Here is a 22,396-nt window from a genome sequence, read left to right as displayed (position 1 = left end):
TCAACAAGTCTTCTCAAATGAGTATTCTACATATGAAATTATAGAAAACTATAAGACTTACGTCAACAATTTCTGCATAAGAGTATGCCCCAAATTCCACCAGTCAATACAGAAAAGACTGCCACTAAAATCGTGCTGTTGCATTTTAACAGATCCAGATCCATCCATAAAGCAACTGAAAAAATAATGCTGATCGATACCAAAAGCGCCACCAAGCCACACACCACGATCATTTCCCTGTCTAATCCCTTTTTCTTTGATTCCATCTTTTTCGTCTCCCTTCATTTGATGGGATCATCCTACCATATGTTATGTACCATTAATGTCTCATCTTGTTTTCCTTTTTTATTTTCGTTATGATTACAAGCGGTAATCAAATAATTGATATGAAATAATCAAAAAACGGAGGATTATTACTTATGAAAAACTGCATTGTCGCACAATCCGGCGGTCCGACCGTAGCTATCAACGCCAGCCTTTCCGGCGTGATCGAAAAAGCACATACCAGTGGCTCTTACGATCATATTTACGGATCCCTGCATGGCATTCTTGGCATCTTAAACAATGATATCATCTGCTTTGACGATAAATTAGAAGACGAGACTTTTTTACAGGCACTTGCTACGACGCCTGCCATGTACCTTGGTTCCTGCCGTTATAAACTGCCAAAGATGGCAGACGATATCGAACTCTACGAAAAGATCTTTGCTTTTTTTGAGGCAAATCATATCACCGGTTTCTTTTATATTGGTGGCAATGATTCCATGGACACCGTACTGCAGCTTTCCACTTACGCAAAACTTCATGAAAAATCCGTCACCATTATGGGCGTGCCAAAGACCATTGATAACGATCTGTGTCTGACCGATCATACGCCGGGTTTTGGCTCTGCCGCTAAATATATCGCAACCACCTTGCAGGAGATTGCTTACGACACTTCGATCTATCCTCTGCCAAGTGTAACGATCGTCGAGATCATGGGGCGTGATGCCGGCTGGCTCACAGGTGCCGCTACCCTAGCCAGAACCGATTATGGTTTGGGGCCGGACCTGATCTATCTGCCGGAAACAGCCTTTGATACCGAGAGATTTTTAGAAGATGTCAAAGAGATCATGCAAAAGAAACCAAATGTCCTGATCGCCATATCCGAAGGCATCCGCGACAAAGACGGAAAATATATCAGCGCCTCCACCAAGACGCTTGACTCTTTCGGACACAGCCAGTTAAGCGGTGCCGGTAAGACCTTAGAGACTTTGATCGCACACCGCTTGGGCATCAAAGTGCGCTCGATCGAGTTAAATCTGCCGCAAAGATGTGCCGCTCATCTTTCTTCCCTGACGGACATCGAGGAGTCCAAGGAATTAGGACGCACCGCCGTAGCCCATGCCTTAAAAGGAGTCAGCGGTTATATGAGCATTATCCGCCGCGAATCCAACCAGCCTTATAGGGTATCCTACGATATTGCGGATATTTCTCTCATCGCCAACGAAGTCAGATCCGTACCGCGTGATTTCATTAACGCCTCCGGCAACAATGTGACAGAAAAAATGGCAGAATATCTCCGCCCTATCATTGTCGGTCAGCCAAGCCTGACCTACGAAAATGGCATGCCGGTCTATCTGCCGCTGCCGCATCTGTATCCTTCTTTATAAAAAAGAATGTGCCTTAAGCACATTCCTAAATAAATACCCCATAGAGTGCCTTATCTCACAGCACTTCTATGGGGTGATTTTTTACTATATATGAAACCTGCGTTTCATCTCTATTCTGGCAGTACGTCCGCCCAGGATCATTGATCCCAAAAACATGAAAACCGTAACCAAAAAGGCAATATCCGAAACCAGCGGCTGGGTCACGATACCGATACGGATCAGAACCAGCGGTACGATACCGACCAATACCATCGCCACCTGTAGGATCAGATAACTCTGCCAATTCCTACGGTTGATCAGCATAAGGATCGCCAATGCCAGATCCAGCAAAATGATCGCCGCCGGCAGCACGTAACTGACCGACCAGCCGGAAAATCCCAAAAAGGTATCGATCAGAATGATCAAAAGCACGGCACCCGCAACACCGGAAAGAATGCGGATACGATAGCCTGCATTATCCTTTAAGATAATGTAGCCCAGCCACAAGAGGTACGCCAGGGAACAAGTCACGATTTCTCCCCAACGCAGTGTCGGTGTCAGCCAGACATTTAAGGCGATGCAGACACTTGCGATCACAATAAAGGCAAAACTAAAGATCCGATATAAAACGGTCGTCTTGCGCACCCCCGATACTACATCCGGGTAAGTATGTCCTTCTTCCTTTTTCCCATCCAACACCCCACTGCAAAGCGGGCACTTGACGGCATCATCTAAAATCTCTACTCCACAATATTTACACTTACTCATAATATACTCCATTTGTCTCAATCTTTACATCTATCCCATCCTGCGCGATCTGACGGAAAACTCTGCGCTGGATCGCCGTATCCTGCCATGCCGAGGTATAGGTATAGACCAGGGTGTCCTGATAGGATGTGATAGTCGCCTTGAGACTCTGCCCCTTTGAAAAAGATAAAAAAGAATGAACGGTCTGGATATAAGGTTCATATACCTTTTCTACCTTGATATTGCCGATATTGGTCACCGTCGTCGTGTTGGCAAGCGCCGACTGGGTATAGACCAGGCGCATAGCCAGATTTTTCAAAAAGAGCGGCACGGCACGCGCTACGACCATCAGCTCATTGGATACATTGTAGGAAAAGATCTTTTCCAGATGCTCCTTGTTGATCTGTGCACGCAGACTGTCTTTTGTAATGGTAAGAATCTCCGCAAAGGTATATTCGTTTTTTTGCGGTGCAAATTCTGCAGACACCATGACAAAGAAATTCTTGGTCGTAATAGAATCAAAATACGGACGCAGATTGACCGGAACCGCCACACGAATTGGTCTGTCCTCTGTAATATGGCGATAATTTTCCTGATATGCCGCCCAGATAAAAGTTGCCACCAGATACTCGTTGATGCTGACACCATAAGCATGACATACTTTTTTCAGTTGCGGGATCGGCAGATAGCCATGGATCACACCAAAACCATCGTATGCCAGTTTCTCTCCCTTGATCAGAAATGCCCTCTTGGACTGGTAAACGCTCTTAGACTTTTTCTTATAGTTTTTCAGGAAAGAATCCTCACGGTTCAAAGACGTATCTGCACTGAGCTGATCTCCCTGGGTCTCGCGCAACTTGGGATGTGCCAGACGCAGATACTGATAGGTCAGTTCCCGTAAAAAATTGATGCCTCCCATGCCATCCGTCAGTACATGAAAGACCTCTAAGTTGATACGATTCTTATAATAAGTCACACGGAACATATAACTGTTGTTCTTGGACTGATGGATCAGGCGGCAGGGATAGGTATGCTCCTCATGTACCCGCGGTGCCTTCTTTCCATTTTCTTCAAAATAATACCAAAAAATGCCACTGCGCAGACGCAGGTTAAAGCCCGGCATCTTTGGAAGTACCATATCCAGTGCCTCCTGCAAGAGCCCTTCATCGACCTCTTCTTTCAGCACACAGGAAATACGGTATGTATTTGTCATGCTCTCTCCCGCTATGACCGGAAAGAGATTTGCTGTGTTATCTAATTTGTCCCATCGAATATAATCTTTTGCCATAAATACCCCTTTTCTTCTTTTATCTATTGTGGGTCATATGCAAGGATTAGTCAACCTATATTTTTGCATAAGAAAGAATGAAAAAAAGGCTCACCCCTACATTTGTAAGGATGGGCCTATTGATTTACCTCTATACCAATCTTATAAGAAGATATACTTGAGTACAAAGAGTACTGCCAGGATATACATAAGTGGATGGATCTTCTTAGCCTTACCAACAACGATGTTGATAACAACGTAAGAGATAACACCTACTGCGATACCTTCTGAAATGCTGTAAAGAAGTGGCATTGCGATCATGCAAAGGTATGCCGGAATGGATTCTGCCGGATCATTAAAGTCGATATCAACAACAGCAGATACCATCAAAAATCCTACAAAGATCAAAGCCGGTGCAGTTGCAAATCCAGGAATGGTTGTAAATACCGGAGCAAAGATGATTGCCAGTAAGAATAAGAAACCTGTAACTACAGATGCAAGACCTGTTCTTGCGCCTTCAGATACACCTGAAGAACTCTCTACGAAAGTAGTTGTTGTAGATGTACCAAGGATAGCACCTGCAGAAGTTGCGATAGCGTCTGCCAAAAGTGCTGGCTTGATTCTCTCTAACTTTCCGTTCTCATCCAACATATCTGCCTTGTTGGCAACACCGATCAGGGTTCCGATCGTATCAAACATATCTACGAACAGGAATGCAAAGATGATAACAACGAAGTCTAAAGCATTGACTCTGCCCATATCTGCCCGGAAGCACTGACCAAAGGTCTCTCCCAAAGAACTGAAGTCGAAACTTACCCACTGGGTAGGGATCAAAGAATAGAATCCTGCATCAACATCAACGGTATAGATCCCTGTCAACTGACAGATGATACCAAGGATCCATGTAGCGAAGATACCAATAAGGAAAGATCCCTTAACATTCTTGATATGTAAAACAGCAATGATGATCAGACCGATCACACAGAGCAATGCTGCGATACCTACGGTGTGGAAATTCTCTGTGAAGTTTACAACGGTAACCAGCGTAGAGTCACTGTTTACAACAATGTGTCCGTTCTGTAAACCGATGAATGCAACGAAAAGTCCAATACCAACAGATACGCCCTTTTTCAACTGCATTGGGATGGCATTAAAGATAGCCTCACGCACATTGGTAAGAGAAAGTACGATAAAGATGATACCTTCTGCAAATACTGCCATAAGAGCGATCTTCCAATCATATCCCATGGTTCCGCATACGGTGTATGCAAAGTAAGCATTCAGTCCAAGTCCCGGAGCAAGTGCAAATGGATAATTTGCTAAAAGTGCCATGCAAAGGGTTCCGATAAATGCTGCGAGTGCAGTTGCCATAACAATCGCGTTTGCGTCCATGCCGGATGCAGAAAGGATTGAAGGATTGACTGCCAAGATGTAAGCCATTGTCATGAATGTGGTAAGACCACCGATGACTTCTGTCTTCACATCAGTGTTGTTCTCTTTGAGTTTGAACATTTTTTCTAACATGTTTTCCTCCTATTACTACGTGTCTTGCACGCGTTATCGTGGGCAGGTAAGGATGCGTTCTGCCCTTGTTCAACCAGATGATTATACTTGAAAAACCGCCCTTTTTCAAGATAAAGTGACAAGGGGATAAAAATATGTCCCATTATTTATCCTTATGTTTTTTATCAGTCTTTCTTATAAATATATAACTCTGCTTTAATTTTTATAATCTTGCCTTATGAGTACCTTGTCACAAAGTCGCCACCATGCTATACTTATGAGCGTGTATGTAATCACAGGTTCGGACAATTTTGTCCCTCAAATACATAAGCAAATATTATATGGGAAGGAACACATTATGAAAATCGGATTTGACAATGACAAATACCTGCATATGCAGTCAGAACACATCAAAGAACGCATCAACCATTTCGGAGACAAACTGTATCTGGAATTTGGCGGCAAATTGTATGACGACTACCATGCATCCCGCGTTCTGCCGGGCTTCATGCCTGACTCCAAACTGCGTATGCTCCTACAATTAAAGGATCAGGCAGAGATCGTGATCGCTATCTCCGCCGGAGCCATCGCCTCCAATAAGATCAGGGGCGATCTGGGCATCACCTACGACGAGGATGTACTTCGTCTGATGGATGTCTTTCGCAGTTTTGGGCTTTATGTCGGCAGTGTTGCCATCACCCAGTACACCGGTGAAGCAGCCGCTGATGAATTCCGCTACCACTTAGACTCTCTGGGAGTTCCTTCTTATATCCTCCACAAGATCGACGGCTATCCAAGCAACATCGAGCATATCGTCAGCGATGAGGGTTTTGGAAAGAACGACTATATCAAAACCAGCCGTCCACTCGTTGTCGTAACGGCACCGGGTCCGGGAAGCGGCAAAATGGCAACCTGTCTTTCCCAGTTATATCACGAACACAAACGCGGTGTTTCTGCCGGATATGCCAAGTTTGAGACTTTCCCGGTATGGAATCTCCCACTCAAGCACCCGGTCAATATCGCTTACGAAGCCGCTACGGCTGACTTAAACGATGTCAACATGATCGATCCTTTCCATCTGGAATCCTATGGAAAGACCACAATCAACTACAACCGTGATGTGGAGATCTATCCGGTATTAAAGGCCATGTTTGAGCGCATCTACGGCACTTGCGCTTACCAGTCTCCGACAGACATGGGCGTGAATATGGTCGGCAACTGCATCAGTGATGATGAGGTCTGCCGCGAAGCCGGAAAGGCTGAGATCATCCGCCGTTATTATACTGAGATCTGCAATATCAAAAAGGGACTTGGTTCTAAAGACGCACTCTACAAGATCGAACTTCTGATGAAGCAGGCAGAGATCTCTCCTGCTGACAGAAAGGTTGCTGTCGCAGCCATGGAAGTAGAAAATCAGACACACCAGCCTGCCGTTGCCATCGAGTTGGATGATGGCAGTATCATCGATGGAAAGACCTCTGATCTGCTCAGCGCACCTGCTGCTGCCCTCTTAAATGTCTTAAAGGAATTGGCAGGGATCGACCATGAGAAACTTTTGATCTCGCCGGAAGCCTTACAGCCGATCAGCCGTCTGAAAAAGAATTATCTCGGCAGCAATGATGCCAGCCTGCACAGTGACGAAGTGCTGGTAGCCTTATCCATCAGTTCCAATACCGATGCCAATGCCAAGGCTGCTTTTGACCAGTTGCCAAACTTAAAGACCTTAAATGTACATTCTTCTGTTATGTTGGATGAAGTGGACGAACAGATCTTCAAGAAACTGGGCATGTATCTGACCTGCGAACCAAAGACAAAGGTAAAATAATAATCTTTTGCGGTATAAAAAAGCCGATCCCCTGCATGATAGCATGCACGGGATCGGTATTTTTTTACCTGTTTCTATAAAAGACTTGCCTTGATAAACTCTGCAAAGAGTGGATGTGGCTTGTTCGGACGGCTCTTAAATTCCGGGTGGAACTGCACACCCACATGGAATTTGTTGCCGGATACTTCTACTGCCTCCACGATCGCATCGTCCGGTGAAGTACCACTGATCGTCAGACCCTTTTCTGTCATCAGATCACGATAAGCATTGTTGAACTCGAAACGATGTCTGTGGCGCTCGTCAATATTTTCCTTGGCATAAGCACGTTCCAAGGTCGTACCAGCCTTGATCTTACATGGATAAGAGCCCAGACGCATGGTACCGCCCTTTCTAAGAACTGCCATCTGTTCTTCCATAAGGTCAATGACCAGATGCTCGCCACCCGGATTGAACTCACCGGAGTTAGCATCCTCTAAGCCGCACACATCTCTGGCAAACTCAATGGCTGCCACCTGCATACCCAGACAGATGCCAAGATATGGCACATCATGCTCTCTGGCATACTGGCAGGCTAAGATCTTGCCTTCCACACCACGATCTCCAAATCCGCCCGGTACCAAAATACCGTCCAGACCGGATAAGATTTCTTCTACATTATCCTTGGTGATCTTCTCACTATCGATCCACTCGATCTCCACCTTGGCATCATTGGCATAACCGCCATGCAAAAGTGCCTCATGCACAGATAGATAAGCGTCATGCAGGGCTACATATTTACCTACGATAGCGATCTTGGTCGTCTTGGTCAGATGATCGATGGTATCGACCATCTTTTCCCAACCTGCCAGATCCGGTGTCTTATCCTCGATCTGTAAGCGGCGGCATACCACGGTATCCAGACCATGCTCATGCAGCATAAGAGGTGCCTTATAAAGGCAGTCCATGGTATCATTTTCGATCACGCAATCCTTTGGCACATTACAGAAGAGGGAGATCTTGTCCTTGATGCTCTGCTCCAACGGACGGTCTACACGGCATACAATGATGTCCGGTGCGATTCCCAAGGACTGCAATTCCTTTACGGAATGTTGGGTCGGCTTTGACTTATGTTCGTTGGAACCGGAAAGCCATGGTACTAAAGTCACATGGATAAAACAGCAGTTTTCCCTTCCACGCTCCAGTGATACCTGACGGATAGCCTCCAAAAACGGCTGGCTTTCAATATCTCCCGTCGTTCCACCAATCTCTGTGATCAAAACATCTGCATCGGAACTCTCTGCCCCCATATAGATAAAGCGCTTGATCTCCTCAGTAATATGTGGGATCACCTGTACGGTCTGTCCTAAGTATTCACCCTTTCTCTCACGGTTTAAGACATTCCAGTAGACCTTACCACTGGTCAGGTTGGAATACTTGTTCAGATTTTCATCGATAAATCTCTCATAATGTCCCAGATCCAGATCTGTCTCCGCGCCGTCATCTGTCACGAAAACCTCGCCATGCTGGTATGGGCTCATGGTTCCCGGATCTACGTTCATATAAGGATCCAGCTTTTGTGATGCCACCTTGTAGCCACGCATTTTCAAAAGTCGTCCCAGCGATGCTGCCGTAATGCCCTTTCCTAGTCCTGATACTACTCCACCGGTTACAAATACATGCTTTGTCATAAAATTCTCCTTCCTCTTTTTTAGCCATAGGTATGCACGATATCCTGTGCGATCTCCAAACGGCTCATTCTCTTATCCATTGCCTGTCTTTCAATATATTTATGCGCATCCTCCTCTGACATCCCACAATAGGAGATCAAAAGACATTTTGCGCGCGATACGGTCTTTAAACTATCCAGTTTTTTCTGTAATTTTGCATTTTCTTTTTGTGCCATTGTGATACGTCTTTGTGCGACCCTGGCAAGTTTTAGGGCGCTCCAGAACATCTGCCTGCTGATCGGCTTGCTGACGGTGATCACACCGTAATCCTCCACCCGATCCATGATCTCCTCGCTGTATTCCGCTTTGACAAACAAAATGACCTGACAGATATTTTTCTCCGCAATGTCGATCGACAACTGCTCGCCGGATTCCTTACGCAGGGGTGCATTGATCAGACACAGATCAAAATCTTTGTCGACCAGCATGCGTCTGGCTTCCTCGCCGCTATCCACCACGGTGATCTCTTTATAATCATTTTGCATCAGAAAATCGCGAAAGAACTCGATGCCCTTGGGCGCATCACATACGATCAATGCTTTGTCCATCCGCGCATCCTCCCTTCATAAAAATGAATTGCTTACATTGCCTCCTGCTCGATCACTTCTATGAAACGATTTGCGATGTCCTTGCATGGACTATTCTGTAAAAATGCACTCTTCTTGGCACATTCTACCGCCTCTGTCAAAGACAAAGGCAGCTTATCGTAGGATGCTTTTTCCTCATCCTTTACCAGACGGCTACTCTTATCCACCGGCGATGGCAGAATCTCTTTGCCACGCACCCCGGCAAGCCCTGCCTGGATCACGATGGCAAATGCCAGATAAGGATTGATTCCGGAATCCGGCGAACGCAGTACAAAACAGGTACGCTTGCCCTGCACGATCGGCACACGCAAAAGACGTGACCGGTTCTGGGCTGACCAGGTAATATACTTTGGTGCTTCGTTCTCTCCAAAACGCTCATACGACTGCTTCTGGGTATTTAAAAATAAGGTAATATCACGCATACGGTGGAAAACGCCTGCCATAAAGTGTTCGGTAAACTCCGGATCGATCTCATCCATATTGACGCCGTTTTTCCATGTGGAGATCTTCATATGCAGACCATTGCCGCTCTTTCCCTTGAGAGGCTTTGGATCAAAGGAAGCAAAGACCCCGTTTCGGTTAGAAATGGCACTGACCACATTTTTGTAGGTAATATAATTGTCTGCGGTTCCAAGCGCATCCGAAGACCGGAAATCGATCTCATTTTGGCCCGGACCGGATTCATGGTGGGAAGATTCCGGCTGGATGCCCATTTCTTCCAAGGTCAGGCAGATCTCTCGCCGGATGTTTTCTCCACGATCCTTTGGCGCAATGTCCAGATATCCCCCTTCATCCCAAGGAATATCGGTCGGTCTGCCCTCATCATCTGTCTTAAAGAGATAAAACTCACTCCGCAGTCCCATACGACAGGAAAATCCCATATCGGCACATTCCTGCAGGGTATCTTTTAAGAACTTTCTGCTGTCATAGGGATATGGACTGCCATCCGGCAAGACCACATCACAATAAAAACGGATCACCCGCCCCTGCTGCGGCCGCCACGGCAGGACATTTAAGGTATCGGGTACCGGTTTCAAATAAAGATCCTGATAAACGGGATCATCATATCCTAAGATCAAAAAGGAGTCAAAATTGATGCCTGTTGTAAAAGCTGTCCGCAATTCTTCCGGCATAATAGAAATATTCTTCTGATTTCCAAAGATATCGCAAAACGCCAGTCGAATGAATTTGACATCATTTTCTTCCACAAATTCCATTACTTCTTCCATCGTATCGTCTGCCATAGTAACCTCCATCCCATTAGTAAAACGCACGGTTTTGAATGTAAAAAAGCGCCCGAAGAGGGCAAAAGTCCTGTAGACCCAAGCCCTACTTCGAACGCCATTGTTCGTTTAACAGTAATACTTTACTACATCATGTTTTCTTTGTAAAGATACTATTTTAAAAATAATTCTGCCACAAAAGTGATGGCACAACAGACCACTGCCACCTCAAACAAGCCCCCATGAAACCATGCCACCAAGATCCCACAGATCAGTGCCAGAAGACCTGCGACCGGACTCTGTGTGGCTTCCACCATTGCCGGAAAGGTCATGACCGCCAGGGTCACATAAGGCACATAATATAGAAAGGATCTGATAAAGGGACTTTTGATCTCCTTGCGCAAGAGCACCATGGGAAGCATGCGGATGCCATAGGAAACCAGTGCTGTGATGAGTATATAAATATAGATATTATGACGCATGCTCTGCCTCCTCCTTGTGTGGAAATACGATCGCAGCGACCGCAGAGATCACCAGCGTCAAAAGAATGGTCCTCGTTCCACTTGAGATCGATGCGATCCCCGGCAAAATCCCCGCCAGATAAGAGGATGCAAAACTGATGACGATCAATCCCAAGACCACCTTATCCTTCTTTGCGGGCGGAATGATGATGGCTAAAAACATACCATAGAGGGCAACACTTAAGGCACTGACGATCCTCGCCGGCAGGATGCTGCCTGCCAGACAGCCCAACATGGTGCCAAATGCCCATGCCGGAAGTGCCAGCGTAATGATGCCATAGGTATAATTTGGATTCAAATAGCCCGGCTGCGAAACCGATAAGGCAAAGATTTCGTCCGTGATATCAAATGCCACCAAAAAGCGATGTCCGATCGATGCCTCCGGTTTGATCTTCTGGCTTAGGGCTATGCTCATCAAAAGATATCTGGCATTGGCGATAAACGTCATAATGGCGACTTCTACATAAGATGCCTCCACCATGATAAGGGAAAATGCTGCATACTCCCCCGCCGATGCGTTATTAAAAAAACTTGCCAAAAAAGCGGCAAAAGGACTCAGTCCTGCCCTTTTTGCCATGATCCCCAAGGAAAAGGAAACAGCCAAATAGCCCATGGCGATCGGGATTCCCTCCGTCATACCCTTACGAAACATTTTTCTGTTTGATGCAAGTCCAAAAGAATACTGACTCTGTGTCTTTTTCATCTGTCTTCCTAACTTTTTATAAAATAGCCTGTTTTTTCATATGTGATAAAACGCCCAAAGTCGCGATCATGCATATGCCTTCCGTCACCGGAAATGCCGTTAAAGATCGCCACACCGACCAGGGCCAGATTTGCGATCACGCCGTAAGCCGCCACAGCAACATTGCCTACCAGAGCAAGCAAGAGGTAATTAAATACCATGGTCGTCACCCCGGATGCGAACTCTCCGACAAAGGCTGCCACGCCCAGTTTCATGGATGCCAGAAGACGGCGCAGTTTTGCCGCAATATAATTTTTAATTTACTTTTTACTTCCATTCTCTATATCCTCTTGTAACTGTGTCCGAATATCTTCAAAGACTTTTCTTGTCCTTTCATTTTCCGATGCAAATTCTGCCAAACGCAGCAGGTAGCCCTGGCTCAAGGCGATCTGGCGGCTCTTCGGATAGACCAGTTCATAATATAAACTGATGTGTCCTACCACATTGTCGACCGGCGTCTTTTTCAAGGCACGAAGCACGGCATGCCGCTCTTTAAATGCCTGCAAGACCTCCGAGGTCACCTCTGCCTGCTTCAAGGTCTCTGTCGTTGTATTATAAATATCCTCCATAGGTGTTTCCAGATTGACCCGGAAAATATCGATCTTATCTGCATCCCTAAGGATCTGGCAATAGGTCTTTTCCATCTCGGATAAATCCGGTGGCAGGCGGTAGGCACTGTGATATTTGATCGCCTTATAAAGATAAATGTCCCACGACGGATCTAAGATGACCTGACGGATCCTGCCACAAGAAGCATCCTCCTTTGTCCCAAATAAGATCTCTGTACTTAAAAGCGCATGGTCAATGGAATCCGCATCCGAAAACGTGTTGAATCTGCGGATCTGCTCAAATCTGCCGACATCATGCAAAAGTCCGCTCAGCCAGGCTGCCATGCACTCGACCTCATTTAGTGCCAGACTCTCAGCGATCGTCTGACATAGTTCTGCCACATGATAGGTATGCACTGCTTTGAGCGCGATCTTGGGATCTTCCATATCATAGTCTGCCGTATAAGATGCAAACCATTCTTTTGCTTTTCTTTTTGTCTCTGCGATTTCTCTTATTTTCATGCCATACTGCCTTTCTTTTCTGCAAACCTGTTCTATCATAACAAAAACCTGCGTCAAAGTAAAATGACGCAGGTCTTATCACATCTTTTTTTATTTTTTATTTTTCCTAATCCCTATTCTACATCCTGAAGGGCTGCATAATCTTCCTCACCGGTACGAACCTTAACAACTTTAAGAACGTTATATACGAAGATCTTACCATCTCCGATATGTCCGGTGTAAAGTGCCTTCTTGGCTGCCTCGATCACTGTTGTTACCGGGATCTTGCTGACAATGATCTCAACCTTGATCTTAGGAAGTAAGGTTGCATCCATCTCAACACCACGATAATATTCGCCGGCGCCCTTTTGTACGCCACAGCCCATGACCTGGGTTACCGTCATACCGGTCACGCCGAGATCGTTCATTGCCTTCTTTAAGGTATCAAACTTGGAAAGTTTTGCGATAACAACGATCTTATGCATACCTGTGTTGAAGATCGGCACACCGTTTGCATCCAGATCATCTGCTTCTGCAACAACCGGAACTGCGGTATCTTTTTGCAGATCAGATGCCTTATCGTACTCACCCTCACCAAGATCTGTGTTCTCGTTGACATCCATTGCCATAGAAGTATCGGTAATAGAAAATCCAGCATATGCACTTGGAAGACCATGTTCCATTGCATCCAAGCCGACGATCTCCTCTTCCTCTGTAACACGAAGTCCCATGACCGCCTTAATGATCAGGAATGTAATGGTGATCAGAACGGCTGTATAGAGTGCTGTGGTTCCCATACCAAGCAACTGTAATCCCAACTGCTTGAATCCACCACCATAGAATAAACCTTTTCCGGCGATCTGGTTTGCACCAAAGGTAACGCCATCACCCAGACCTCTTGCAAAAGCAGGTGCGGTATCGGTTGCGAAAAGTCCAACGGCGATCGTCCCCCAAATACCGTTTAAGCAATGTACGGCAACGGCACCAACCGGATCATCTACATGCAGTACATAATCACAAAGCCATACACCAAAGACGACGAGCAGACCGGAAACAGCACCGATCACAATAGAACCAAAAGCATCTGTTACATCACACCCGGCGGTAATGGCAACCAGACCTGCCAAAGAAGCGTTCAGACACATAGATACATCCGGCTTACCATACTTGATCCACGTAAAGATCATACAAACAACGGTTGCGACCGCCGGAGCGATGGTCGTAGTTACGAAAATAGAGCCGAGTTCTTCTACAGAAGTTGCTGCTGCGCCGTTAAATCCATACCAGCCGAGCCAGAGGATAAATACACCAAGGGCACCCAGTGGAATGCTGTGTCCAGGGAAAGCATTGACTTTAACAATCTTTCCTTCCTTATCCTTGGTAAACTTTCCAATTCGAGGTCCTAAGATGGCTGCACCAATGAGGGCACAGATACCACCGACCATATGGATACAGTTAGAACCGGCGAAATCGTGAAATCCCAACTGGGCTAACCAGCCGCCGCCCCATGTCCAGTGTGCTTCGATCGGATAAATGATCGCTGAGATCACACCGGAATATACACAGTAGGAAATGAACTTTGTTCTCTCTGCCATGGCGCCGGAAACAATGGTTGCCGTCGTAGCACAGAATACTAAGTTAAATACAAAGTTTGACCAGTCAAAATTTGCATAGTTGGTGAAGATATCAAATCCCGGCTTTCCGATGATACCTACCAGATCTTCACCCAGTAAAAGCGAAAAACCGATCAGTATGAACATCACTGTACCAATACAAAAGTCCATCAGGTTCTTCATAATGATATTTCCGGCATTTTTTGCTCTGGTAAAACCAGTCTCTACCATGGCAAATCCTGCCTGCATCCAAAATACTAACGCTGCGCCGATCAAGAACCAGACTCCAAAGGTCTGCGAACTGATGGCATCCATAATCTCTTGTGTCATAACGTTATCCTCCTTTAATTACATTTTAAAAGCGTGCACGTTTCGAGAATTTCCTGCGAAAACGTGCACGCCTTTGTGCATTTACTTTTTCCTTTTTTCTTTATTTGATACTGTAAAGCATCTCTCCGTAGGTCGGATATGGCCAGATGTCGGATGGGATCACAACTTCCAAGTCGTCGATCACCTCGCGCAGACTGCTCATATCACTAAAGATGACCTCGCGGTAATATTTAGCAATCTCAAGTGCATCTGCGGATTCGTCTACCTTGTCTACATCTGCCTCCAACTTGTCTAAGCGCTCTGCTAAGGCTTCGGTCAGACTTGCTGCCTTTGCCAGCATTTTTTCTTCTGTCTTAGCCGTGACGGCTACGCCCGTTGCCTGTTTTGCATTAAAGACCTCGGCCAAGGTGTACTGATATTCTATGGCTGCTCCCATGATGTCTTTCTTGGTCATGGAGATCAGTGTCATTGCCTCGATATTGATGGTCTTATAATAGTTCTCCAACAAGATCTCGTAACGGGAACGGATCTCTGACTCGGTATATACCTTATTCTTGGTAAAGAGTTCGATCGTCTTATCCTGAATAAATACCGGAAGGGCATCTACGGTTGACTTCAAGTTTGAAAGCCCTCTTCTTTCTGCCTCTTCTACCCATTCCTCGCTATAACCGTTGCCGTTAAAGATGATTCTCTTATGGGCTACCAGTTCTCTGCGAAGGAGTTTATCCAGTGCACTGTCAAAGTCTTCTGCCTTTTCCAATTCATCGGCAAATTCTGACAAGGACTCAGCAACGATGGTATTTAAAATAACGTTCGGTCCTGAAATAGATGCCGTTGATCCTAAAGAACGGAACTCAAACTTATTTCCTGTGAAGGCAAATGGTGAAGTTCTGTTTCGATCGGTCGTATCCTTTGGAATATGCGGCAGAACCGTTGCTCCAATGGACATGAGTGTCTTTTCTTTATCGTGATAATCAACGCCCTTTTCGATTGAATCCACAACATCTGACAATTCATCTCCTAAGAATACAGACATGATGGCTGGTGGTGCTTCATTGGCACCCAGACGATGATCGTTTCCTGCACTTGCAACAGATAACCGGAGCAATTCCTGATAATCGTCTACTGCTTTAATGACAGCGGTTAAAAACAGTAAGAACTGTGCGTTTTGGGAAGGAGTTGCACCGGGTTCAAGCAGGTTGGCTCCGGTATCCGTTGATATAGACCAGTTGTTGTGCTTACCGGAACCATTGACTCCGGCAAAAGGTTTCTCATGCAACAGACACGCCATTCCATGACGTCCTGCCACTGTTTTCATCATTTCCATCGTAAGCTGGTTATGATCCGTTGCTATGTTCGTGGTTGAGAAAACCGGTGCCAACTCATGCTGAGCCGGTGCGACCTCGTTATGCTTGGTCTTTGCAAGAATACCAAGTTTCCACAACTCCTTGTCTAACTCTTTCATGTACTCAGAAACTCTCGGTTTGATCGTACCAAAATAATGATCTTCGAGTTCCTGTCCCTTTGGTGGCTTTGCACCGAAAAGGGTTCTGCCGGTATAAATCAAATCCGGTCTCTTGTCGTATACGGATTGGTCTATCAGAAAATATTCCTGTTCCGGACCTACGGTTGTAATGACGCGTTTTACGTCTGTATTTCCAAATAATCGAAGCACACGGACTGCCTGCTTATCCAAAGCCTGCATGGATCTAAGAAGTGGTGTCTTCTTATCCAATGCTTCTCCACTGTATGAGCAAAATGCAGTCGGGATGCAAAGTGTATCATCCTTGATGAACGCATAGGATGTAGGATCCCATGCGGTATAGCCTCTCGCCTCAAATGTGGCACGAAGTCCGCCTGACGGGAAAGAAGATGCATCCGGCTCTCCCTTTACCAGTTCCTTGCCGGAAAATTCCATAATGACTTTTCCGCCCGGTTCCGGGGAAATGAAACTGTCATGCTTTTCTGCGGTCACGCCTGTCATTGGCTGGAACCAATGGGTAAAGTGTGTTGCGCCTTTTTCAATCGCCCAATCTTTCATGGCTGCGGCAACGACATTTGCCACATCCAGTTGTAAATGCAAGCCATCTGCGATGGTTTTTTGCAATGCCTTATAAATGTCTTTTGGCAAGCGCTCCTTCATCACTTCGTCGTTAAAGACCATACTTCCAAATAACTCTGGTACATTCTTTGTCATAATGCTGTCCTCCTACTCTCTTTTCTTATTTAACAACCACTCTGTCCATAGTTCTTAAGAACACGGGCAGATGGATCATTGACATCACAGTTTTCCCAATTTTTATTCGGCATCCAGAAATCGACGATCATATCCGCCTGATCCGGATAATATTTTTCAAACAATTCTCTATAAAGAAAGGATTCCTTTGTAAAAGGTCTTGCGTGTGTATATTTCTTTCTTTTCTCCTCATACTCCTCATCGCTATAAAGACCGTTTGCATATTCCTTGATGTAGTCCACCATGGAATGTCCTACCGCATCAGAAAATGCTGCCTTCTCTCGAAAGAGGATATCGTAAGGGAGGTAATCGTCATCCTCAAACGCATGTCTGAGAAGGTATTTTCCTTTGTTGTAGGTGTTCATCTTGAGTTTTGGATCAATGCTCATCACATATCTGACAAAATCAAGATCTCCAAAAGGAACTCTGGCTTCCATGGAATTTACGGAAATGCAACGGTCTGCACGAAGCACATCATACATGTATAACTCCCGCAGTCTCTTTTCCGCTTCCTCCTGAAAACTCTCGGCATCCGGTGCGAAATCCGTATATTTGTAACCGAAGATCTCATCTGAGATCTCACCGGTAAGAAGCACCCGCACATCCGTCTCTTCGTGGATGGCTTTGCAGATCAGATACATGCCCATGCTTGCTCGTATGGTCGTGATATCAAAAGTTCCCAGGATCCTTACCACTTCTTCTAAGGAAGAAAGAACAATGTCTTTGTTAATGATGATTTCGTGATGGTCACTATGCAGATAATCTGCAACTTCCTTTGCATATTTCAGATCGATTGCATCCTCGTTCATCCCGATCGCAAAAGTCTTGATCGGCTTTCCCAAGATCTTCTGTGAAATGGCACAGACCAAAGATGAATCCAAACCACCGCTCAAAAGGAATCCGACCGGTGCATCTGCATCCAGTCTCTTTTCTACGCCCTTGACCAAAAGTTCTTTGATCTTCTTACTTGCCGTTTCCAGATCATCACTGCTGTAGGTCTGTCGCTTGGAAAGATCTTTGTAACAGATGAACTTGCCATCCTCATAATAATGTCCCGGTGGAAATGGCATGACCTTATCGGATAAGCCGATCAGGTTTTTTGCTTCACTGGCAAACATGATCGAGCCTTCGCTATCATATGCATAAAACAAAGGGCGGATACCAATGGGATCTCTTGCCGCGATCAGATCATCTTTCTTTGCATCGTAGATGATCATTGCAAATTCCGCATCCAGTCGTTCAAACATTTCCACGCCGTATTTTTCATACATAGGAAGGATGATCTCACAATCCGAATCACTCAAGAAAGTGTATCCCTCATTTTCCAGGATTTCCTTTTCCTGACGAAAACCATATAACTCGCCGTTACATACGACATAATTTCCATGCAGGGAAAATGGCTGCATACCACTTTCGTTAAGTCCCATGATCGCCAATCTCTGAAATCCTAAGACCGAATCTCCGACGATCTCTACCCGGCTCATATCCGGTCCTCTTGAAGTCGTCTTGGCAAAATGCATTTGAAATTTCTCCATGGAAATATGCTTTTTTGCCAATGCCATAATTGAACACATATTTCTTGTCTCCTTCCCTTTCCAGCGCTGCCTGGATTTTTGTAAAAAAAGAAGGCGCTACAGATCAGTCTTAAAACTAATCTGTGGCGCCTTTGCCATCTGAATTTATTTACATCATAGTCATTGTCTTTGGCGATGTCAATAAAAAATTTAAAATTGTATACAATTTATACAAAATAACTGACATATGCAAAATTCATTGTCACTTTTTGTAAGTTTTTGCCATATTCTATTCCTTATAGACCATATTCTGCCTTGTACTCGTCATACATAGCACGGAATTCCGGTGTGTTGTTCTCCTTGAGGGTGTCCAGATACTCATGGGTATCATAGACATCATCCCTGGTCTGGATCATACATACGGCAACATTGGAACAATGGTCAGATACACGCTCAAAGTTGGTCAGCAGATCTTCAAACGGTACGGAAAGTGCGATCGTACACTTGCCCTTCTGCAAGCGCTTGATATGATGCTTCTTTGCCTTGTCGTTGATACCGTCGATCACGTCCTCCAAAGGCTCTACGTGCTTTGCCAGTTCATAATCGTCTGTATTAAATGCCTGCATGGTCATAGAAACGATCTTTTGCAGGGCGCGGATGTAAATCTGCAATTCTTCCTTTGCCTTGTCGGAAAATACCAGTTCCTTTTTGTTCATAACCTGCGCCGTTTCACAGATATTCATGGCATGATCGGAGATCCGCTCAAAATTGCCACTGCAATGCAGGATCGTAGAAATGGTCTGGTTATCTGCGACGCTGAGCGGCTTTGCAGATAATTTGATCATATAGGTGCCAAGCATATCCTCAAAGGTATCGATCTGGCTCTCTAAACTTGCCACCCTCTTTGCCGTCTTTTTATCATATTGTTCCAAAAGACCGGTAGAAAGGACTAAACATTCCTCGGTGAGTTCTGCCATCTTGCGAGCAACTGTCACACAGTGTCCAACGGCGAATGCCGGCTTCTCAAGAAAACGCTCGTCCAAAAGGGCAAGTTCGGATGGAAGTCCTTCCATCTCCTCGTCCTCCTCCTCATCATCATTTCCACGAACAGTAATGGTAGCCAATTTTTCCAGAAGTCGATGGAACGGAAGCAGGCATACCGTAGCGACCACGTTAAACACACTGTGGATCACTGCGATCCCTGCCGCATTGGCCGCGGTTCCCAAGAAGGCAAAATGCATAAATGCATTCAAAGTGTAAAATACGACCATAAAAAGGATCGTGCCAATAATATTAAAGTATAAGTGGACAAAAGCCGCACGCTTGGCATTCTTCTTTGCTCCGATTGCAGAGATCAATGCCGTGATACAAGTACCGATATTCTGTCCCATGATGATCGGAAGTGCTGTACCGAAGGTAACGCTGCCGGTAGCACAAAGTGCCTGCAAAATACCAACGGATGCCGAAGAAGATTGGATCACTGCCGTAAGGACGGCACCGGCGATCATACCAAGTACCGGATTGGAAAACATGGTCAGGATGCTGGTGAATTCCGGGACATCTGCCAACGGTTTTACCGCATTTGACATGGCATCCATTCCAAACATCAGGACAGCAAATCCCAGCAAGATACCACCGATATCATGCTTCTTTTCATCCTTAGTAAACATCAGAAGGATGATACCGATCAGTGCTAAGATCGGGCAAAAAGATGTCGGCTTTAAGAATTGTAAAACAATATTGCTACTCTCGATGCCGGATAGACTGACAATCCAGGATGTGACCGTCGTACCGATATTGGCACCCATGATGATACCAACTGCCTGTGACAGTTTCATAATACCGGAGTTTACGAATCCGACGACCATGACCGTCGTTGCGGATGACGACTGAATGACTGCCGTAACTGCGGCACCTAAAAGTACACCTTTGATCGGTGTAGATGTCAATTTCTCTAAGATGTGTTCCAATTTACCACCTGCCGTCTTGGCAAGTCCATCTCCCATGGTCTCCATTCCATACAGGAACATGGCAAGACCACCTATCATGGATAACACGCTAAAAATGTCCATCATTATCTCCTCTTATATAGTATTGTCAAAAATTCTATGTAAAATATTTTTACACACACAATTACACTGTATAAGATTTGTATGTGAAATTCAAGTAAAATCCATGTAAAATCTATCTAAAGTATGGATTATTCCCCACGCATATCCTATACCACAAATGGTTAGTTTTCATCTATAGTCTCGTCCCTTAAGATCAGGACATCCCCCAGTTGCAGTTCTGTATCTTTTTGTGGCAGAATGGACAGGTTATCCCGCAGGATCAGGTAGACCTTGGTATTTCCCTCTTCCTCCACATCTTCCAGACATTTTCCTGCCAGACGGGAATCCACCATGACCTCTGCGATCTCTTTGATATCTTCCCTGCCCCAGTCTGAAATACTGCTCTTTCTATGATACTGCTCCACAAAACCTGCACTGATGATACCGGTCGGGATAGCAACAACACCTACCCCAAGATAGGCGATCACGATCGCCATGACACGTCCTAAAGTCGTGATGGGATAAATATCCCCATAGCCTACCGTAAGCAGGGTACTCATGCTCCACCACATACCGCTAAAGGCATTGCGAAAGACCTCCGGCTGTGCTGCATGTTCCACACTATACATGCAAAGACTGCTAGCAAGCATGAGGATCAGCACGATAAATAACGAGGATATGATCTGATTTCTTTTTTCATATAAAACAGTGGTGATCACATTGAAAGAGTCGTATCTGGCATTCAGACGGAACAGATGGAAAATACGCGCCACGCGGAGCATGCGGAAGATTACCATGCCGGAAAGGAAAAATGCCGGAATGATGGTAAGCAAGTCCACAATTCCATCAAAAGATATCAGAAAATGCAGGCGAGACCGCAATTCGCTCTTGTCCGGATAAAGATAATCTGCCGTCCAAATGCGCAGTGCATACTCTACACAAAAGATAAGCAGAGTGATCCATTCTATGATATGAAATACGAAAAAAAATGCCGCCAATTCCTGAAAAGTCAGTAAGACAGTCACTGCGATATTTGCAAAAATGGTGATCGTGATAAAGACGTCAAACGCACGGCTGATGCGATTACTTTTATCCCCGATCTGGATGATGTTAAAGACTTTTTCTTTCATATGATCCACCTGTATCTATTCTTACATTTTCCATTTTGTGCCGACCGTCGGCATACTATATTCTTGGTGCGCTCTCTTCAAACTCCGGTTCTACCTGCTCCGCAGTATTTACAGATACCTTTTGTAAATGCTGTTCAATGGGGAGTTCATAATATGACACAGGATATGTCATAAAAATAAAAAAGCCTTGAAAACTCAAGGCTTTTAGAGTGGACTAGACGGGAGTCGAACCCGTGTCCAAAAACCAATCCCCTGTCCTTCTACGAGTGTAGTTTGTTCTTTGACATTCCCTCTGCCGCCCGGGAACAAACACCCTTGCGGTTTTAGTAGCTTCATGATACGCCCATGGACGCAAAGCTTAGTCCATGTCGTTTCTCACATAGTCGAAGCCTGGGTCCTAATGTGTGAGTGCACTAGGTCAGACTACTGCCAAATTAGGCAGCGTATGCTAAATTATTATCTTCAGCGTTTAATTTTAATTTGGCCATTTAACGCATTACCATACGACTCGCTTCTCCAGTTTCATAATCCCTGTCGAAACCTTTACTAGCCCATATTCACTTGTAACTTCCAAGCCTCCTACTATAAACATCGGGGACTCGGAACAGATATATTATAACAAGTTATGGCTTTTTTTCAAGTCAACTTGTCATTTTCTAGAGTTACATTTTGTAGGGTTACAATTGATGTGACACCTACCCCTATACAAAAACGGTTGAGT

Annotated in this window: 18 protein-coding genes and 1 other RNA gene; 2 read left to right on the top strand and 17 right to left on the bottom strand. The window is 45.2% G+C overall.

What is annotated here, in order from left to right; all coding sequences use genetic code 11:
• Positions 1–62: 62 nt before the first annotated feature.
• Entirely contained in the window at positions 63–266 is a 204-nt protein-coding gene (locus tag DW183_RS12320) for a hypothetical protein (RefSeq protein ID WP_118282709.1), read from the bottom strand.
• Positions 267–419: 153 nt separating this feature from the next.
• On the opposite strand from DW183_RS12320, the gene DW183_RS12315 reads away from it, so the two are divergent.
• Complete coding sequence (locus DW183_RS12315; RefSeq protein ID WP_118282706.1) at positions 420–1,652, top strand: 6-phosphofructokinase; 1,233 nt, start codon at positions 420–422, stop codon at positions 1,650–1,652.
• A gap of 84 nt (positions 1,653–1,736) precedes the next feature.
• Here the strand turns inward: DW183_RS12315 and DW183_RS12310 are convergent, their stop codons facing one another.
• From DW183_RS12310 to DW183_RS12300, 3 genes are all read right to left on the bottom strand, one after another.
• On the bottom strand, positions 1,737–2,399 hold the full coding sequence (locus DW183_RS12310) for a DUF6320 domain-containing protein (RefSeq protein ID WP_118282703.1): 663 nt from the start codon (positions 2,397–2,399) through the stop codon (positions 1,737–1,739).
• The gene (locus DW183_RS12305) at positions 2,392–3,666 is read right to left on the bottom strand and encodes a hypothetical protein (RefSeq protein WP_118282701.1); all 1,275 of its coding nucleotides are present in this window, start codon (positions 3,664–3,666) and stop codon (positions 2,392–2,394) included. Before DW183_RS12305 ends, DW183_RS12310 begins: the two co-directional genes overlap by 8 nt.
• Positions 3,667–3,807: 141 nt before the next feature.
• Complete coding sequence (locus DW183_RS12300; protein WP_118282698.1) at positions 3,808–5,169, bottom strand: NCS2 family permease; 1,362 nt, start codon at positions 5,167–5,169, stop codon at positions 3,808–3,810.
• Between the two features lie 337 nt (positions 5,170–5,506).
• Between DW183_RS12300 and DW183_RS12295 the strand changes: the two genes are divergently transcribed.
• A complete protein-coding gene (locus DW183_RS12295) occupies positions 5,507–6,973 on the top strand; it encodes a DUF1846 domain-containing protein (protein ID WP_118282696.1) in 1,467 nt (488 codons plus the stop codon).
• A 74-nt stretch (positions 6,974–7,047) separates the two neighbouring features.
• On the opposite strand, the gene DW183_RS12290 is transcribed toward DW183_RS12295, so the two are convergent.
• The 13 genes from DW183_RS12290 to ssrA form a co-directional block, all read right to left on the bottom strand.
• Positions 7,048–8,640: a CTP synthase gene (locus DW183_RS12290; protein WP_118282693.1), complete on the bottom strand. Its 1,593-nt coding sequence runs from the start codon at positions 8,638–8,640 to the stop codon at positions 7,048–7,050.
• Between the two features lie 20 nt (positions 8,641–8,660).
• Positions 8,661–9,227: an ANTAR domain-containing response regulator gene (locus DW183_RS12285; RefSeq protein ID WP_118282691.1), complete on the bottom strand. Its 567-nt coding sequence runs from the start codon at positions 9,225–9,227 to the stop codon at positions 8,661–8,663.
• 32 nt (positions 9,228–9,259) lie between these two features.
• On the bottom strand, positions 9,260–10,510 hold the full coding sequence (locus DW183_RS12280; RefSeq protein ID WP_118282689.1) for a glutamine synthetase family protein: 1,251 nt from the start codon (positions 10,508–10,510) through the stop codon (positions 9,260–9,262).
• 152 nt (positions 10,511–10,662) lie between these two features.
• Positions 10,663–10,971 (bottom strand): AzlD domain-containing protein, encoded by a 309-nt coding sequence (locus DW183_RS12275; protein ID WP_118282686.1) that lies wholly within the window; start codon positions 10,969–10,971, stop codon positions 10,663–10,665.
• Positions 10,961–11,713, bottom strand: a complete 753-nt coding sequence (locus tag DW183_RS12270) for an AzlC family ABC transporter permease (RefSeq protein WP_118282683.1) — start codon at positions 11,711–11,713, stop codon at positions 10,961–10,963. The genes DW183_RS12275 and DW183_RS12270 overlap by 11 nt, the downstream gene beginning before the upstream one ends.
• A gap of 8 nt (positions 11,714–11,721) precedes the next feature.
• Complete coding sequence (locus DW183_RS12265; protein ID WP_147403384.1) at positions 11,722–11,967, bottom strand: hypothetical protein; 246 nt, start codon at positions 11,965–11,967, stop codon at positions 11,722–11,724.
• Positions 11,968–12,012: 45 nt separating this feature from the next.
• Positions 12,013–12,861, bottom strand: a complete 849-nt coding sequence (locus DW183_RS12260; RefSeq protein ID WP_243069582.1) for an HD domain-containing protein — start codon at positions 12,859–12,861, stop codon at positions 12,013–12,015.
• A gap of 74 nt (positions 12,862–12,935) precedes the next feature.
• The gene (locus DW183_RS12255; protein WP_118282677.1) at positions 12,936–14,744 is read right to left on the bottom strand and encodes an ammonium transporter; all 1,809 of its coding nucleotides are present in this window, start codon (positions 14,742–14,744) and stop codon (positions 12,936–12,938) included.
• 100 nt (positions 14,745–14,844) lie between these two features.
• The gene (locus DW183_RS12250; protein ID WP_118282674.1) at positions 14,845–16,941 is read right to left on the bottom strand and encodes a glutamine synthetase III family protein; all 2,097 of its coding nucleotides are present in this window, start codon (positions 16,939–16,941) and stop codon (positions 14,845–14,847) included.
• 29 nt (positions 16,942–16,970) lie between these two features.
• The gene (asnB, locus tag DW183_RS12245) at positions 16,971–18,554 is read right to left on the bottom strand and encodes an asparagine synthase B (protein WP_118282671.1); all 1,584 of its coding nucleotides are present in this window, start codon (positions 18,552–18,554) and stop codon (positions 16,971–16,973) included.
• A gap of 236 nt (positions 18,555–18,790) precedes the next feature.
• The gene (locus tag DW183_RS12240; RefSeq protein WP_118282669.1) at positions 18,791–20,566 is read right to left on the bottom strand and encodes a Na/Pi cotransporter family protein; all 1,776 of its coding nucleotides are present in this window, start codon (positions 20,564–20,566) and stop codon (positions 18,791–18,793) included.
• A 161-nt stretch (positions 20,567–20,727) separates the two neighbouring features.
• Positions 20,728–21,675 carry an ion transporter gene (locus DW183_RS12235; protein WP_118282666.1) on the bottom strand — a complete coding sequence of 316 codons (948 nt, stop codon included), beginning with the start codon at positions 21,673–21,675 and terminating at the stop codon, positions 20,728–20,730.
• Positions 21,676–21,882: 207 nt separating this feature from the next.
• Positions 21,883–22,228, bottom strand: a transfer-messenger RNA (tmRNA) gene (gene ssrA / locus DW183_RS12230).
• Positions 22,229–22,396 lie beyond the last annotated feature (168 nt).

The sequence above is a fragment of the Roseburia sp. AM16-25 genome, from assembly GCF_003473825.1.
GTDB classification, from domain to species: Bacteria; Bacillota; Clostridia; order Lachnospirales; family Lachnospiraceae; genus Pararoseburia; species Pararoseburia lenta.
This window is presented reverse-complemented; position numbering and strand designations above follow the sequence as displayed.